The 13,233-nt window shown below is 66.3% G+C and carries 16 protein-coding genes; 9 read left to right on the forward strand and 7 right to left on the reverse strand.

Annotation, left to right across the window (positions count from 1 at the left end; all coding sequences use genetic code 11):
* Positions 1-71 precede the first annotated feature (71 nt).
* Positions 72-653 carry a superoxide dismutase gene (locus tag ACSQ3Y_RS19815; protein WP_057203271.1) on the reverse strand — a complete coding sequence of 194 codons (582 nt, stop codon included), beginning with the start codon at positions 651-653 and terminating at the stop codon, positions 72-74.
* Positions 654-812: 159 nt separating this feature from the next.
* The gene (gene xseA / locus ACSQ3Y_RS19820) at positions 813-2,126 is read right to left on the reverse strand and encodes an exodeoxyribonuclease VII large subunit (RefSeq protein WP_436178576.1); all 1,314 of its coding nucleotides are present in this window, start codon (positions 2,124-2,126) and stop codon (positions 813-815) included.
* Positions 2,127-2,479: 353 nt separating this feature from the next.
* Here xseA and ACSQ3Y_RS19825 point away from each other — a divergent pair, with 353 nt between their 5' ends.
* From ACSQ3Y_RS19825 to adk, 6 genes are all read left to right on the forward strand, one after another.
* Positions 2,480-3,121 carry a MotA/TolQ/ExbB proton channel family protein gene (locus ACSQ3Y_RS19825; protein ID WP_436178577.1) on the forward strand — a complete coding sequence of 214 codons (642 nt, stop codon included), beginning with the start codon at positions 2,480-2,482 and terminating at the stop codon, positions 3,119-3,121.
* A 10-nt stretch (positions 3,122-3,131) separates the two neighbouring features.
* Positions 3,132-3,572, forward strand: coding sequence for an ExbD/TolR family protein (locus ACSQ3Y_RS19830; RefSeq protein ID WP_057203152.1), 441 nt, complete (start codon positions 3,132-3,134; stop codon positions 3,570-3,572).
* 5 nt (positions 3,573-3,577) lie between these two features.
* Positions 3,578-4,636, forward strand: a complete 1,059-nt coding sequence (gene lpxK, locus ACSQ3Y_RS19835; RefSeq protein WP_436178578.1) for a tetraacyldisaccharide 4'-kinase — start codon at positions 3,578-3,580, stop codon at positions 4,634-4,636.
* Between the two features lie 33 nt (positions 4,637-4,669).
* Entirely contained in the window at positions 4,670-4,852 is a 183-nt protein-coding gene (locus ACSQ3Y_RS19840) for a Trm112 family protein (RefSeq protein WP_057203154.1), read from the forward strand.
* On the forward strand, positions 4,849-5,640 hold the full coding sequence (gene kdsB, locus ACSQ3Y_RS19845) for a 3-deoxy-manno-octulosonate cytidylyltransferase (RefSeq protein WP_436178579.1): 792 nt from the start codon (positions 4,849-4,851) through the stop codon (positions 5,638-5,640). The genes ACSQ3Y_RS19840 and kdsB overlap by 4 nt, the downstream gene beginning before the upstream one ends.
* A gap of 323 nt (positions 5,641-5,963) precedes the next feature.
* A complete protein-coding gene (gene adk / locus ACSQ3Y_RS19850; protein ID WP_436178580.1) occupies positions 5,964-6,620 on the forward strand; it encodes an adenylate kinase in 657 nt (218 codons plus the stop codon).
* A 102-nt stretch (positions 6,621-6,722) separates the two neighbouring features.
* On the opposite strand, the gene ACSQ3Y_RS19855 is transcribed toward adk, so the two are convergent.
* From ACSQ3Y_RS19855 to ACSQ3Y_RS19870, 4 genes are all read right to left on the reverse strand, one after another.
* A complete protein-coding gene (locus ACSQ3Y_RS19855) occupies positions 6,723-7,211 on the reverse strand; it encodes a DUF3617 domain-containing protein (RefSeq protein ID WP_436178581.1) in 489 nt (162 codons plus the stop codon).
* 133 nt (positions 7,212-7,344) lie between these two features.
* Positions 7,345-7,824, reverse strand: a complete 480-nt coding sequence (locus ACSQ3Y_RS19860) for a DUF6152 family protein (protein WP_436178582.1) — start codon at positions 7,822-7,824, stop codon at positions 7,345-7,347.
* 20 nt (positions 7,825-7,844) lie between these two features.
* Positions 7,845-8,264, reverse strand: a complete 420-nt coding sequence (locus tag ACSQ3Y_RS19865; protein ID WP_436178583.1) for a hypothetical protein — start codon at positions 8,262-8,264, stop codon at positions 7,845-7,847.
* A 22-nt stretch (positions 8,265-8,286) separates the two neighbouring features.
* Entirely contained in the window at positions 8,287-9,240 is a 954-nt protein-coding gene (locus ACSQ3Y_RS19870) for an asparaginase (RefSeq protein ID WP_436178584.1), read from the reverse strand.
* A gap of 83 nt (positions 9,241-9,323) precedes the next feature.
* Here ACSQ3Y_RS19870 and lexA point away from each other — a divergent pair, with 83 nt between their 5' ends.
* The 3 genes from lexA (at position 9,324) to ACSQ3Y_RS19885 (ending at position 11,811) form a co-directional block, all read left to right on the forward strand.
* Positions 9,324-9,998 carry a transcriptional repressor LexA gene (lexA, locus tag ACSQ3Y_RS19875; protein ID WP_057203161.1) on the forward strand — a complete coding sequence of 225 codons (675 nt, stop codon included), beginning with the start codon at positions 9,324-9,326 and terminating at the stop codon, positions 9,996-9,998.
* Between the two features lie 187 nt (positions 9,999-10,185).
* On the forward strand, positions 10,186-10,590 hold the full coding sequence (locus ACSQ3Y_RS19880) for a hypothetical protein (protein WP_436178585.1): 405 nt from the start codon (positions 10,186-10,188) through the stop codon (positions 10,588-10,590).
* Positions 10,591-10,803: 213 nt separating this feature from the next.
* Positions 10,804-11,811, forward strand: coding sequence for a D-2-hydroxyacid dehydrogenase family protein (locus ACSQ3Y_RS19885; RefSeq protein WP_057267756.1), 1,008 nt, complete (start codon positions 10,804-10,806; stop codon positions 11,809-11,811).
* Positions 11,812-12,024: 213 nt separating this feature from the next.
* Here ACSQ3Y_RS19885 and ACSQ3Y_RS19890 read toward each other — a convergent pair whose 3' ends face one another.
* On the reverse strand, positions 12,025-13,155 hold the full coding sequence (locus ACSQ3Y_RS19890) for a branched-chain amino acid ABC transporter substrate-binding protein (RefSeq protein WP_057203164.1): 1,131 nt from the start codon (positions 13,153-13,155) through the stop codon (positions 12,025-12,027).
* Positions 13,156-13,233 lie beyond the last annotated feature (78 nt).

Genomic DNA, 13,233 nt, shown 5'->3' on the forward strand with positions numbered 1-13,233 from the left:
CATGAAAAAACGGCCAGAAGGCCGTTTTTTTGTGCCCACCCGGCAAGGGCAGGCAGGCCGGTAGCCGGCAATCAGGCGAAGTTGGCTTCGGCGAACTTCCAGTTGACCAGCTTGTCCAGGAAGGTTTCGACGAACTTGGGGCGCATGTTGCGGTAGTCGATGTAGTACGCGTGTTCCCACACGTCCACCGTCAGCAGGGCCTTGTCGGCAGTGGTCAGGGGCGTGCCGGCGGCGCCGGTGTTCACGATGTCGACGCTGCCGTCGGCCTTCTTCACCAGCCAGGTCCAGCCCGAACCGAAGTTGCCCACGGCGCTCTTGACGAAGGCTTCCTTGAAGGCGGCGTAGCTGCCCCACTTGGCGGTGATGGCCGCAGCCAGCGCGCCCGATGGCTCGCCGCCGCCGGCGGGTGCCATGCAGTTCCAGAAGAAGGTGTGGTTCCAGATCTGGGCGGCGTTGTTGTAGATGCCGCCGCTGGCCTTCTTGATGATCTCCTCAAGGGTCATCGTCTCGAATTCGGTGCCCTTTTGCAGGTTGTTGAGGTTCACCACGTAGGCATTGTGGTGCTTGCCGTGGTGGTACTCCAGCGTTTCCTGGCTGTAGTTCGGGGCCAGGGCGTCGATGGCGTAGGGCAGCGGGGGAAGGGTATGTTCCATGGTGTTTTCCTCGTGGTGGTTTGAATTGTGGTGGGCCCGCTGCGCCATGAGTTCCACGCGGCGTGCCTGTGGGTGAACGGGCATTGTAGGAAGAACATGTGACCTGTGCAGAGAAGGGTGCAACGATTCGTCATAGTCCATGACAATGCCGCGATTGTCCTACAGCAAACGCGCCTGTGCAGCAGCGGTGACGTCGACCACGCCATCGGCCAGCGTGGCGCGCAGCGCGTCGCCAGGATGCACCTGGCGCACGCTGGTGACCGCTTGGCCATCCGCATCGGCCAGCAGCGCATAGCCGCGCTGCAGCACCAGGCGCGGGTCGAGCAGCTCCAGGCGCAGCGCGGCGCGGTCGACCCGGTCGCGCAGGCCGTCGATGCGGCGCTGCACCTGCACGGGCAGTGACGCAGCGGCAGCCTGCTGCGCCTGTTCCATGCGCTGCAGGCGCAGCAGCACGGCGTGGCGCATGCGCTGGGCCATGCGCGCCATCTGCATCTGTTCGCGCGCCACCAGGCCCGAGGGGCGACCCAGGCGGGCGGCGGCCTGGTCCAGGCGCTGGTGGCGGGCGTCGAGCTGGCGCTGCAGGCCGTCGGCGATGCGGCCTTCGATCAGGTCCAGGGCACCGAGCCACACCTCGCGCGGCTGCGCCACCAGCTCAGCCGCAGCCGTGGGCGTGGGTGCGCGCAGGTCGGCGCAGAAATCGGTAATGGTGAAGTCGGTCTCGTGCCCCACGCCGCTGACCAGCGGCACCGGGCTTTGCACGATGGTGCGGGCCAGGTGCTCGTCGTTGAAGGCCCACAGGTCCTCGATGGAGCCGCCGCCGCGCACCAGCAGGATGGTGTCGATGGCCGGCTGGCTGGCCGAAGGCCCCTGCTCCGCCAGCCGGTACAGCCGGTTGAGCGCGGAAATGATGGACTGCGGCGCGGCTGCGCCTTGCACCTGGGCAGATGCTAGCACCACGGGGATGTGCGGCACCCGGCGGCGCAGCGCCGTGACCACGTCGTGCAGCGCGGCTGCGCCGAGCGACGTGACCAGGCCAATGCCACGCGGCTGCACGGGCAGTGGCCGCTTGCGGGCGCCATCGAACAGGCCTTCGGCCTCCAGCTGGGCCTTCAGGCGCAGGAACTGCTCGAACAGCGCGCCCTGCCCCGCGCGCTGCATGCTTTCGACGATGAACTGCAGGTCCCCCCGGGCTTCGTACACGCCGAGCTTGCCGCGCACTTCCACCAATTCGCCATCGCGCGGCGAAAAGTCAAGCAGGCTGGCGGCGCGGCGGAACATGGCACAACGCAACTGGCCCTGAGCGTCTTTTACCGAGAAGTAGCAATGCCCGCTGGATGCGCGCGAGAAGCCCGTGATCTCGCCGCGCACCGCGACAGGATTGAAGCGCGCCTCCAGCGCATCAGCAATGGCGCGGCACAGCGCGCCAACTTCCCACACGCGGGGCGCCACTGTGGGGCTTCCACGCTCAAACATGAGCAACGGCGGCCATTGGCGCCCCATTGGCAGGCCGAGTCTTCCACAGAAGCGGCGATGCAGCGGCAACAGGTGCCGGATAACCACTTGCCCACGGCAAATCACGAGAGCACGTGCAAGTCATTGATTTATATGTATTTTTCACTGCGCAATTTTTCATCAATCTGTTGCAAGCACGGCGCCAAGCCACTTTGCGGGCCTGAGCGACCCGGTTGCCCACAAAGTTATCCACAGATTTTGTGGGTGACGCTGCGGTCACCCGGGGCATCCGCCAAGGTAACGGTTTGTGACGAAAAGTGGCCAGCAAGCTGGGCCATAATCGCCGATTGCCCCTCATCTGCGCGGAGAGAGATTTGCTGTCCATCATACAAGCCGCAGGCTGGCCCATCTGGCCGCTGATCGTGTGTTCCATCCTCGGTATGGCCCTGGTTATCGAACGTTTCGTGGCCCTCAAGACGGCCCGTGTCGCGCCGCCCAAGCTGCTCGACGAAGCCGTCACCGTTTCGTCGAAAAGCCTGCCCACACCCGACGTGGTGAACCAGCTGGCGCAGAACTCTGCTTTGGGCGAGGTGCTGGCCAGTGGCCTGCGCACGCTCAACAGCAACCCCCAGTGCAGCGAGGCCGATCTGCGTGCCGCCATGGAGGGCACGGGCCGCTCCGTCGCCCACCGGCTCGAAAAATACCTCAGCGCCCTGGCCACCATTGCTTCGGCGGCCCCCTTGCTCGGCCTGCTGGGCACGGTCATCGGCATGATCGAGATCTTCGGCTCGCAGACCGGCAGCGGCGGCGTGGGGCAGGCCATGGGCGGGGGCAACCCTGCCCGGCTGGCGCACGGCATCTCGATCGCCCTCTACAACACGGCCTTCGGCCTGATCGTGGCCATCCCGGCGCTGATCTTCTGGCGCTACTTCCGTAGCCGCGTCGATGCCTACCTGCTGACCCTGGAACTGGCCTCGGAACAGTTCGTGCGCCACATCCTGCGCCACAAGAAGTGACGGGGCGGCCATGAACTTCCGCCCCCGCGCCAAGGAAGAGCCCGAGATCAACCTGATCCCGTTCATCGACGTGCTGCTGGTGATCCTCATCTTTTTGATGCTGACCACCACCTACAGCAAGTTCACCGAGTTGCAGCTGACCCTGCCCGTGGCCGATGCCGACCAGCAACGCGACCACCCCAAGGAAGTGGTGGTCGCGGTGGCGGCGGATGGCCGCTATGCGGTCAACAAGACTGGCGTGGAAGGCAAGAGCGTCGACGCCGTGGCCCGCGCACTGCGCGAGGCGTCTGCCGCCATCGGCAAGGACAGCGTGGTCATCATCAGCGCCGATGCGATGTCGCCCCACCAGGCCGTGGTGACGGTGATGGAGGCCGCGCGCCGCGTGGGCCTGACGCAGATCACGTTTGCCACCCAGTCATCGGCTGGCGCGAGCGCAGGCAGCGGCCGCTAGCGGACATGGCTGCCGCGGGGCCGCAGCCGCCCTCGTCTGCCGGCCTGGTGCAGGCCTGGCAATCCCGGGGCCTTGCGGCCTGGGCTCTGTGGCCCGTCTCCCTGCCTTACAGCCTCCTGGTGCGGCTTCGCCGGGCCCTTTACCGCCACGGCACACTGCGCTCTGAACACCCTGGGCGCCCGACCATCGTGGTGGGCAACGTGATTGCCGGCGGCGCCGGCAAGACCCCGGTAGTCATGGCCTTGGTGCAGCACCTCAAGGCCCGGGGGCTCAAGCCAGGCGTCATCTCGCGCGGCTATGGCCGCAGCACCACCGACTGCCGCGAGGTGCTGGCCGACAGCCCGGCCAGCGAGGTCGGCGATGAGCCCGCCCTGATCGCCCGCAGCTGCGGTGTGCCGGTCTTCGTGGACCGCCAGCGCACAACCGCAGCGCGCGCGCTGCTGGCGCGCTACCCGGGTACCGACGTGATCGTCTGCGACGACGGCCTGCAGCACCTGGCGCTGCAGCGCGACCTGGAGGTCTGCGTCTTCAACGACCAGGGTGTGGGCAACGGCTTTCTGCTGCCCGCCGGGCCGCTGCGCGAGCCCTGGCCGCGTGCGGTGGACTGGGTGCTGCACCCCGATACCACGGCAGCCCCTGCCGGCACGGCAGCCGCGTTTGCATTGCGGCGCGGCCTGGCCGACCATGCCGTGCGCGCCGACGGCAGCAGCCTGCCCCTGCAGTCGCTGCGCGGCCAGCCCGTGCATGCCCTGGCGGCAATCGCCCGGCCCGAGGACTTCTTTGGCATGCTGCGGGCCCGGGGGCTGACCCTGGCGCGCACCAGCGCCCTGCCAGACCACCACGACTTCACCGGCTGGACCGAAGGGACTGGCGCAACGCAGGGCGGACAGTTGCCCCTGCTGTGCACGGCCAAGGATGCCGTGAAGCTCTGGCCACTGCGCCCCGACGCCCTGGCGGTGCCATTGGAGGTGGGCCTGGACCCGGCCTTTTTCGCGGCACTGGACGCCCGGTTGGCCACATTGGTACCGCCACTCTCGCTATCATCGCCCCTGCCCGCCCCCTAGGATTGAACGAACGTTTGCTGGAAAGCTGCCGCCATGGACCCCAAACTGCTTGAACTGCTGGTCTGCCCCGTCACCAAGGGCCCGCTGACCTTTGACCGCGAGCACCAGGAACTCGTCTCGCGCAGCGCGCGCCTGGCGTACCCGGTGCGCGACGGCATCCCGGTGCTGCTCGAAAACGAGGCGCGCACGCTGACCGACGAAGAAATCGAGGCATGAGCGCGGTGGCCTCGTCCGAAGCCTTCACCGTCGTGATTCCGGCGCGCATGGCCTCGAGCCGCCTGCCGGACAAGCCCCTGGCCGACATCGCCGGCCTGCCCATGGTGGTGCGCGTGGCGCAGCGCGCCGCGCTGAGTGGCGCCGCCCGCGTGGTGGTGGCCGCCGATGACGCCCGTGTGCTGCAGGCCTGCCAGGCGCATGGCGTACCTGCCATCCTGACCCGCACCAACCACGCCAGCGGCAGCGACCGCCTGGCCGAGGCCTGCGAGCAATTGGGTCTGTCTGGCGACGACATCGTGGTCAATGTGCAGGGCGACGAGCCGCTGATGGACCCCGGCCTCATCGATGCCGTGGCGGCCCTGCTGCCGGCGCGGCCCGAGGCCAGCATGGGCACGGCGGCCCACGCCATCGCCACCCTGGCTGACTACGAGAACCCGAACGTGGTGAAGGTCGTGCTCGATGCACGCGGCCTGGCGCACTACTTCAGCCGCGCGCCCATCCCGCTCGCACGTGACCATGCGGGCACTGCGTGGTGGGACAACGCCACGGGCGCCGTGCCCGCCGGCTTTGCCCCGTTGCGCCACATCGGTATCTACAGCTACCGCGCGGGTTTTCTGCGCGCCTTTCCCACGCTGACGCAGGCCCCCACCGAGGTGATGGAAGCGCTGGAGCAGCTGCGCGCGCTGTGGCATGGCCACCGCATTGCCGTGCACGTCACCGATACCGCGCCCGGCCCCGGCGTGGACACGCCGCAAGACCTGGAGCGCGTGCGCGCCCTGTTGGCGTAGGCCGGCGGATGCCCCGCAGGGGCCGGCAAATGCCCCATGCTGGTGCGCAAACGGGCCATCCTACGCATTTATACGCATGTCATATCGCGCGTGTAAGCCAGTGCAAGGCGGTCACATGCTATCCTCGACCGCAACGAGAGCATTGCATCCCGGGCCCCACAAGCGCCTGCGCGAGCACTGCCGTTGCAGCACACCCCCGCAGGCCCAGCCCCATCCGTGGAGCACTGCGGTCTTTTTTTGCTGCCATGGCCGTGATCGAGCGCCCGCGCGTGGTGCAGCCCCAGCCAGCATTGCCAGCCGATTTCTAACCTTCGAGGACCTTCATGAGACTGATTCTGTTGGGCGCGCCTGGCGCCGGAAAGGGCACGCAAGCCACGTTCATCTGCCAGAAGTACGGCATTCCGCAGATCTCCACCGGAGACATGCTGCGGGCAGCCGTCAAGGCAGGCACTCCGCTGGGCCTGCAGGCCGATGCCATCATGAAGTCGGGCGCCCTGGTCAGCGACGACCTGATCATCAACCTCGTCAAGGAACGCATTGCCCAGCCCGACTGTGCCAAGGGCTTCCTGTTCGACGGATTCCCGCGCACCATCCCCCAGGCCGATGCCATGAAGGCTGCGGGCGTGAAGCTGGACCACGTGCTGGAGATCGACGTGCCCTTCGAGGCCATCATCGAACGCATGAGCGGCCGCCGCTCGCACCCCGCCAGCGGCCGCACCTACCACGTCAAGTTCAACCCGCCCAAGGTGGAAGGCAAGGACGACGTGACCGGTGAAGACCTGATCCAGCGCGACGACGACAAGGAAGAGACCGTCAAGAAGCGCCTGCAGGTCTACAGCGACCAGACCCGCCCCCTGGTGGACTACTACAGCCAGTGGGCCAAGGCCGACCCTACCGCCGCCCCCAAATACCACGCCATCAGCGGCATGGGCAGCGTGGACGACATCACGCAGCGGGCCTTTGCGGCCCTCGCCAGCTGACCAACTGACCCGCTGATTTTTCAGCGGCACCAACAACAAAGCCGGGCAATGCCCGGCTTTGTTGTTTTCTGACCCGCTGGGGCCAGCTTGATCGGAAGGCGATTACTTGGACTTGGGGGGCACGGGCATGTTCGGCATCGTCATGGCACCTGGCTTCTGGCCGGCGGCGCAGGCCCCCAGCCAGCGCGCCTCCAGCACTGTGGTGTCATTGGTTTTACCCATCATCGGCGGGTTGTAGGTGTTGTTCACCACGACCTTGTAGTTGCTGGTGAAATCACCCGTGGTGACGGTACGGGAGGTGATGTTGACCGAACCCATCTTGCATTCCGCGCTGCCCGTGATGGTGTTTCCGTCGCGCTTCATGTCGTTCTTGCTGCACATGGTCTTGGACGTTTCCAGGGCCGTCTTCTGCATCTGTGCCTCGAAGGCTTCATCCGTGCACTGCTGCATGACGGTAGGGGGCGCACCCTCACCAGAAGTCGCCTTGAGCTCCCACAGCCCCGGCTTGCGCTTGGGCAACTCCAGGGCCTGTGCGGGCAAGGTGACCAGGACCACGGCAGCGGCAGCGAGAGAAAGGGAGAAACAGCGCATAACGACTCCTGCAAAGTAATGTGCGGGATGATAGTGGCGGGAAACCCCGACGCCGCACGCACCCAAGCACATCAAGGAAACGAAACGTGCACTATTCGACGATCCCGGCGCCCACCCGCCGGGCCATCAGCGATCAGGCCGGACTCGAGCGCAGCCCGTAGACCTTGCCATCCACGAAAAGGTACTCGACCCGCAGCACCGCCTCCCCCTTCTCCTCGCGCAGCGTGAAGCCCAGTACCGAGATCGCTGCGCCCGGCTTGATCTCGGCCACCTGCCAGGCCTGCATGCGGGTCAGCGGGGCCAGCTCGATCTCCCACTTGCGGTCCTTGCGCGTGGGCAGCACGGCACGGGCCAGCAGGGCCTTGCCATCGACCGGTGCCGTCTGCGCGGGCAAGGCGCGCTGCGCCAGGTTGGGCGGCAACGCCAGGTTGGCGGGCAGCTCCAGCTCCAGCTCGGCATGCGGGTTCTGCCAGCGCACCTTGCGCACGGTGCCTTCGAGATAGATCGGGCGGTCCGCGTCGAAGCTGCTCCAGCCGTGGTGCGCATGGGCCGCCAGGGGAACCAAGGGAAGAACACTGGCCACGGCGAGAACCTGGCGACGCTGCAAAGGCATGAAAATTCTCCTTTCGAATGTCAGAGGTACGCTATCCACCGGCCACAGGCGACGATGGCCAGCCAGATGAAGGTGGACAGCAGCATCTGCGCCCGCGCCAGGCCATCGAGCCGTGCGAGCGAACCACGCCCATGAAACCACGCCGCGTTGCAGCCGGCAAGCATCAACAACAGCATCTTCAGGGTGAAGGCCCGGTTGGCGAGCAGCTCCTGCGGCTGCGTGGCAAACATCACCAGGCCCGACAGGGCCGCCATGCCAAAGCCGCACAGTGCCAGCGAAAGGCTCAGGCGCGCCAGATCCCGGGGCGGCAGCGCGGCACCCAGGCCAAACACCCGCAGCTCCAGCAGCACCAGGTTACCGAGCAGCAGCGCGATGCCCACGATGTGCACCACCTCCAGCGCCGGGTAGGCCCATACATGGGCGCGCAGGGCAGTGAACATAAAGGGCATCCTGGCGTGGTGATCAGTGCAACAGCTCGAGCATCAGCGTGATGCGGGCCTTCACGGGGGACAGGCCGGGCGCAGCCGCAAAGGCATCGCCCTGCGTGGGCAGCAACTGCCCTTCGGCGCAGCGCGTGGAACGCACCACGCGCACACCCACCGCCTGCGCACGCGCCAGCGCGTCCCCCAGCGCATGGTGGATGGTGCCATTGCCTGTGCATGCCACCACCAGCCCCTGCACGCCCTCGCGCACCAGGGCATCCACCGCGCGGCCACTGGCTCCGGCGTGGCTCACGACCAGTTCCACCCACGGCCAGGGGGAGTCGGCCGGCAAGGTGGCAATGGCTGTGGCAGCCTTGCCGCCAGGCGCCTGGGGCCACGCCTGCACCAGGCGGGCCGCGCCCTCTTCCACCCACCCTAAGGGCCCAGCATCACCGGAGCTGAACGGGTCCACCCGGTAGGGGTGCACCTTCTGCACGCGCCGCGCGCCATGGATGGTGCCGGCAGCCACCACCACCACGCCCTGCGCACCGGCGGTGGCGGCCACGGCCACGGCGTCGAGCAGGTTCTGTGGGCCATCGGGCACCAGCGCGGTCGATGGGCGCATGGCGCAGGTCAGCACCACGGGCTTCGAGGCGTGGAGCACCGAATGCAGGAACCAGGCCGTCTCTTCGATGGTGTCGGTGCCATGGGTAATGACGACACCGCGCACGGAAGGGTCCCGCATGCACTCGTCACAGCGCAGCGCCAGGGCACGCCACACACCCACCTCCATGTCCTTGCTGTCGATCTGAGCCACCTGCTCGACCACCAGAGGCCCGCCAGCCACCGTTTCTAGCCCCGGGACGGCCGCCAGTAGCTCGCCCACCCCCACCTGTGCGGCCGTGTAGCCGATGTTGTCCCCCGCCTGCGCAGCGGTGCCGGCAATGGTGCCGCCCGTACCCAGAACCACAATTTTTTGCGCACTCACTTGCATACTCCGAAAAACTGGTGAAAAATACAGCTACTGGATTAAAAAACAGTTATTTGCCACTTTACCGGCACACACTGGAAACCACCATGCTCGACAACCCCAAGCTCACGGCCCGCCAGCAACAGATTCTGGACCTGATCCAGACTGCCATTGCGCGCACCGGCGCCCCCCCTACCCGCGCCGAGATCGCGACCGAGCTGGGCTTCAAGTCCGCCAACGCGGCCGAAGAGCACCTGCAGGCCCTGGCCCGCAAGGGTGTGATCGAACTGGTCAGCGGCACCTCGCGCGGCATCCGCCTGCGCGGCGAAACCGTGCGCTCCATCAACGCGGCGCGCGGCACCCAGTTCAGCCTGCCCATTCCCGGCCTGTCGCAGCTGATGCTGCCGCTGATCGGCCGGGTCGCGGCGGGCTCACCCATTCTCGCGCAGGAGCATGTCGATCAGACCTACAGCGTGGAAAACAGCCTTTTCCAGCACAAGCCCGACTACCTGCTCAAGGTGCGCGGCATGTCCATGCGCGACGCCGGCATCATGGATGGCGACCTGCTGGCCGTGCAGTCCACGCGCGAGGCGCGCAATGGCCAGATCATCGTGGCCCGCCTGGGCGACGACGTCACCGTCAAACGCCTGCGCCGCACGGCCACCGGCATCGAGCTGCTGCCCGAGAACCCCGACTACCCGGTGATCACCGTGCAGCCCGGCGAGCCCTTCGAGATCGAAGGCCTGGCGGTCGGCCTGATCCGCAACACCATGCTCATGTAGCGCCACGGGTCCGCGGCACCCCCTGCGCAAGGCAGGGAGGCCGCAAAGGACCCGGCGTGCATGGCCCAGGTGGCGGGCGTTTGGCTTGCGGGGTGCGGAGTTTCCGCGCCACTGCGGGTCAGCCCTGGGCCCGTGCACATCCCTCGCAATCCTGCCTGTGTTCACCACCGACCTTCGGAGTCTTCACATGGGAATTGCTTCTTTGACCTTCTCGGCCTTCTCGCAACCGCTGCATGCCCTGGCACGCTGGCTGCAGCCGGCCATGCATGGCGGGCTCGATACCGCGGTAGCACGGCCACGCACCTGCAAGGCACCGCTGCCAGCCACCATCCAGGTGCCCGCATGGCCGGGTGCAGTTGCAGCCCGCATGCCGCGTGACGAGCCCACGCTGGCAGCAGCAGGAAGCCGCTCGCCAACCCCTGCCCCAGGCACCGAAGCCCCGTGCAGCCACGGCCAGGCACGCCGCGTGGTACGGGTGCTCCGGACAGCCGCCTCGGGTGCCGATGCAGGGCGCCTCGTGATCTCGGGCCGCATGGCCGATGTCTGCGCGGAGCTGGACCGCATGGCCGCCCGCGAGGCACTGCAGCACTGAAGAGCGCCATTCCCTGGGCATGGCGGGCAAGGCCAACACCGGCCTTGCCAAGCCACGGGTACCCATGGCCCGCAGTGCAGGTGCGGGGCGGTGCTCCCGCTCCGCGCAAATCGGCGCCCCAGGGTGCCCGGCATTCACGCAGCGTTGCAAATGCCGTGCGCCAGATGGGCCTTGTGGCGCAAAGACTGCAGCGCTCCAAGGCACAATGTCGGGATGAACATCGTGATCCTCGACGACTACCAGGATGCAGTGCGCAAGCTCCATTGCGCCACCCGGCTCGACGCCTACACCGCCAAGGTCTATACCAACACCGTCAAGGGCCTGGGGCAATTGTCGATCCGGCTCAAGGATGCCGACATCATCGTGCTGGTGCGCGAGCGCACCCAGATCACCCGCCAGCTGGTCGAAAAGCTGCCGCGCCTGAAACTCATTGCCCAGACCGGCAAGATCGGCAACCACATCGACGTGGCGGCCTGCACCGAGCGCGGCATTGCAGTGGCCGAGGGCGTCGGCTCGCCGGTGGCGCCTGCAGAGCTGACCTGGGCCCTGGTGATGGCAGCCACGCGCCGGCTGCCGCAGTACATCTCCAACCTCAAGCACGGCGCCTGGCAGCAGTCGGGCCTGAAGACCGCCTCCATGCCGCCCAATTTCGGGCTGGGCACGGTGCTGCGCGGCAAGACACTCGGCATCTGGGGCTATGGCCGCATCGGCCAGCTCGTGGCCGGCTATGGCCGGGCCTTCGGCATGAACGTGCGCGTCTGGGGCCGCGAGGCATCGCGCGCCCAGGCCCTGACCGATGGCTACCAGGCCGCCACCACGCGCGAGGAATTCTTCTCGCAGTGCGACGTGATCTCGGTGCATCTGCGCCTGAACGACGAAACGCGCGGCATCATCTCGCTCGAGGACCTGTCGTGCATGAAGCCCACCTCGCTGTTTGTGAACACCTCGCGTGCCGAGCTGGTGGAGTCCGATGCCCTGATCGCCGCGCTGAACCGAGGCCGCCCCGGCATGGCCGCGGTGGACGTGTTCGAGAGCGAGCCCATCCTGCAGGGCCACGCCTTGCTGCGCCTTGAGAACTGCATCTGCACCCCGCACATCGGCTACGTGGAGCAGGACAGCTATGAGCTCTACTTTGGTGCAGCCTTCGACAACGTGATCAACTTCATCAAGGGCACGCCCACCAACATCGTGAACCCGGGTTCGCTGCAGGTGCGCCGCTGACGCCCCCCTGCCGCCAACGCAAGCAGCGTCGGCAGCACCAACGAAAAAGGCTTCCCGAGGGAAGCCTTTTTTGATTCCGCGAGGCACCACCCGAAGGCAGCGCTCCCGCATGGGATTGCATTCGACCGGATAACTAGGCGGGGAGCCGCAGACAGTGCTGTAGCACGGCAAGGCACCCCAACGACGTTAGCCGGTTGAAGGCAAGTCCATCCCTTAGTTCAGGGGGGTCTTCTTGCCGTCCTTGTAGTTGTACAGGGTGATGGCTGGGTTCTTCATTTCGCCGTTGGGTTCGAAGGCGATCGTCGAGGTCACGCCCTTGAAGCTGGACTTGAGCAGCTCGGGGGTGTAGACCTTGGGGTCCACCGAGTTGGCACGCTTCATGGCGTCCACGATCAGGTACGTGGCGTCGTAGGTGTAGGGGCTGTACACCTGGAACTGGTTGGGGTACTTGGCGTCGTACTTGGCCTTCCAGGCCGTGCCGCCAGGCATCTTGGCCAGCGATGCACCGCCTTCGGCGCAGATCACGTTGGCCAGGGTCTTGGCGCCGGCGGCCAGCTTGGCGATTTCAGCCGTGCAGATGCCGTCACCACCGAAGAACTTCACGTTGCCCATGCCCAGCTGTTCCATCTGGCGCAGCATCGGGCCACCTTGGGGGTCCATGCCACCGAAGAACACGGCATCAGGGTTCTTGGACTTGATGGCGGTCAGAATGGCCATGAAGTCGGTGGCCTTGTCGGTCGTGAACTGCTCGTCCACCACCTTGATGCCCTTGGCGGAAGCGGTCTTCTTGAACACGTCTGCAACGCCCTGGCCGTAAGCGGTACGGTCATCGATGATGGCGACCGTCTTGAGCTTGAGCGTGTCCACGGCGTAGGCAGCCAGGCCAGCGCCCAAGGCGTTGTCGTTGGCAATGATGCGGAACGTGGTCTTGTAGCCTGGCTTGGTCAGGTTGGGGTTCGTGGCCGCGCCGGTCACGTGGGGGATGCCGCAGTCGTTGTAGACCTTGGAAGCAGGAATGGTGGTACCGGAGTTGAGGTGACCCACAACGCCAGCCACCTTGGCGTCGCACAGCTTCTGTGCAGCGGCCGTGCCTTGCTTAGGATCGGCTGCGTCATCTTCTGCCTGCAGTTCGAACTTGATCTTCTTGCCGCCGATCGTGATGCCCTGCGTGTTCAGTTCTTCAATGGCCATGCGGGCGCCATTTTCGTTGTCCTTGCCGTAGTGGGCTTGGGCGCCGGAAACCGGAGCCACGTGGCCGATCTTGACCACCTGCTCTTGTGCAGAGGCCACACCAGCAGCAGCCGCGATAGCAGCAACCACGGTCAGTTTCAACTTCAATTGCATATCAATCTCCAGTAAAGATAAACGCTGAGAATTAGTCTTGTGTCTCAACGCAGGCGAACATATCGCAATTTACGGGCC

It is taken from the genome of Acidovorax sp. LjRoot66 (genome assembly GCF_964253305.1).
Classification (GTDB): Bacteria; Pseudomonadota; Gammaproteobacteria; order Burkholderiales; family Burkholderiaceae_C; genus Acidovorax.

What these genes read in the sequence shown, in the direction of transcription:
- xseA (WP_436178576.1), bottom strand. Translation starts at nt 2,126, where the DNA reads ATGTTTGAGCGTGGAAGCCCCACAGTGGCGCCCCGCGTGTGGGAAGTT.
- kdsB (WP_436178579.1), top strand. Translation starts at nt 4,849, where the DNA reads ATGAGCGCGGTGGCCTCGTCCGAAGCCTTCACCGTCGTGATTCCGGCG.
- ACSQ3Y_RS19840 (WP_057203154.1), top strand. Translation starts at nt 4,670, where the DNA reads ATGGACCCCAAACTGCTTGAACTGCTGGTCTGCCCCGTCACCAAGGGC.
- lpxK (WP_436178578.1), top strand. Translation starts at nt 3,578, where the DNA reads ATGGCTGCCGCGGGGCCGCAGCCGCCCTCGTCTGCCGGCCTGGTGCAG.
- ACSQ3Y_RS19860 (WP_436178582.1), bottom strand. Translation starts at nt 7,824, where the DNA reads ATGCCTTTGCAGCGTCGCCAGGTTCTCGCCGTGGCCAGTGTTCTTCCC.
- ACSQ3Y_RS19885 (WP_057267756.1), top strand. Translation starts at nt 10,804, where the DNA reads ATGAACATCGTGATCCTCGACGACTACCAGGATGCAGTGCGCAAGCTC.
- lexA (WP_057203161.1), top strand. Translation starts at nt 9,324, where the DNA reads ATGCTCGACAACCCCAAGCTCACGGCCCGCCAGCAACAGATTCTGGAC.
- ACSQ3Y_RS19880 (WP_436178585.1), top strand. Translation starts at nt 10,186, where the DNA reads ATGGGAATTGCTTCTTTGACCTTCTCGGCCTTCTCGCAACCGCTGCAT.
- ACSQ3Y_RS19865 (WP_436178583.1), bottom strand. Translation starts at nt 8,264, where the DNA reads ATGTTCACTGCCCTGCGCGCCCATGTATGGGCCTACCCGGCGCTGGAG.
- ACSQ3Y_RS19890 (WP_057203164.1), bottom strand. Translation starts at nt 13,155, where the DNA reads ATGCAATTGAAGTTGAAACTGACCGTGGTTGCTGCTATCGCGGCTGCT.
- ACSQ3Y_RS19855 (WP_436178581.1), bottom strand. Translation starts at nt 7,211, where the DNA reads ATGCGCTGTTTCTCCCTTTCTCTCGCTGCCGCTGCCGTGGTCCTGGTC.
- ACSQ3Y_RS19870 (WP_436178584.1), bottom strand. Translation starts at nt 9,240, where the DNA reads ATGCAAGTGAGTGCGCAAAAAATTGTGGTTCTGGGTACGGGCGGCACC.
- ACSQ3Y_RS19830 (WP_057203152.1), top strand. Translation starts at nt 3,132, where the DNA reads ATGAACTTCCGCCCCCGCGCCAAGGAAGAGCCCGAGATCAACCTGATC.
- ACSQ3Y_RS19815 (WP_057203271.1), bottom strand. Translation starts at nt 653, where the DNA reads ATGGAACATACCCTTCCCCCGCTGCCCTACGCCATCGACGCCCTGGCC.
- adk (WP_436178580.1), top strand. Translation starts at nt 5,964, where the DNA reads ATGAGACTGATTCTGTTGGGCGCGCCTGGCGCCGGAAAGGGCACGCAA.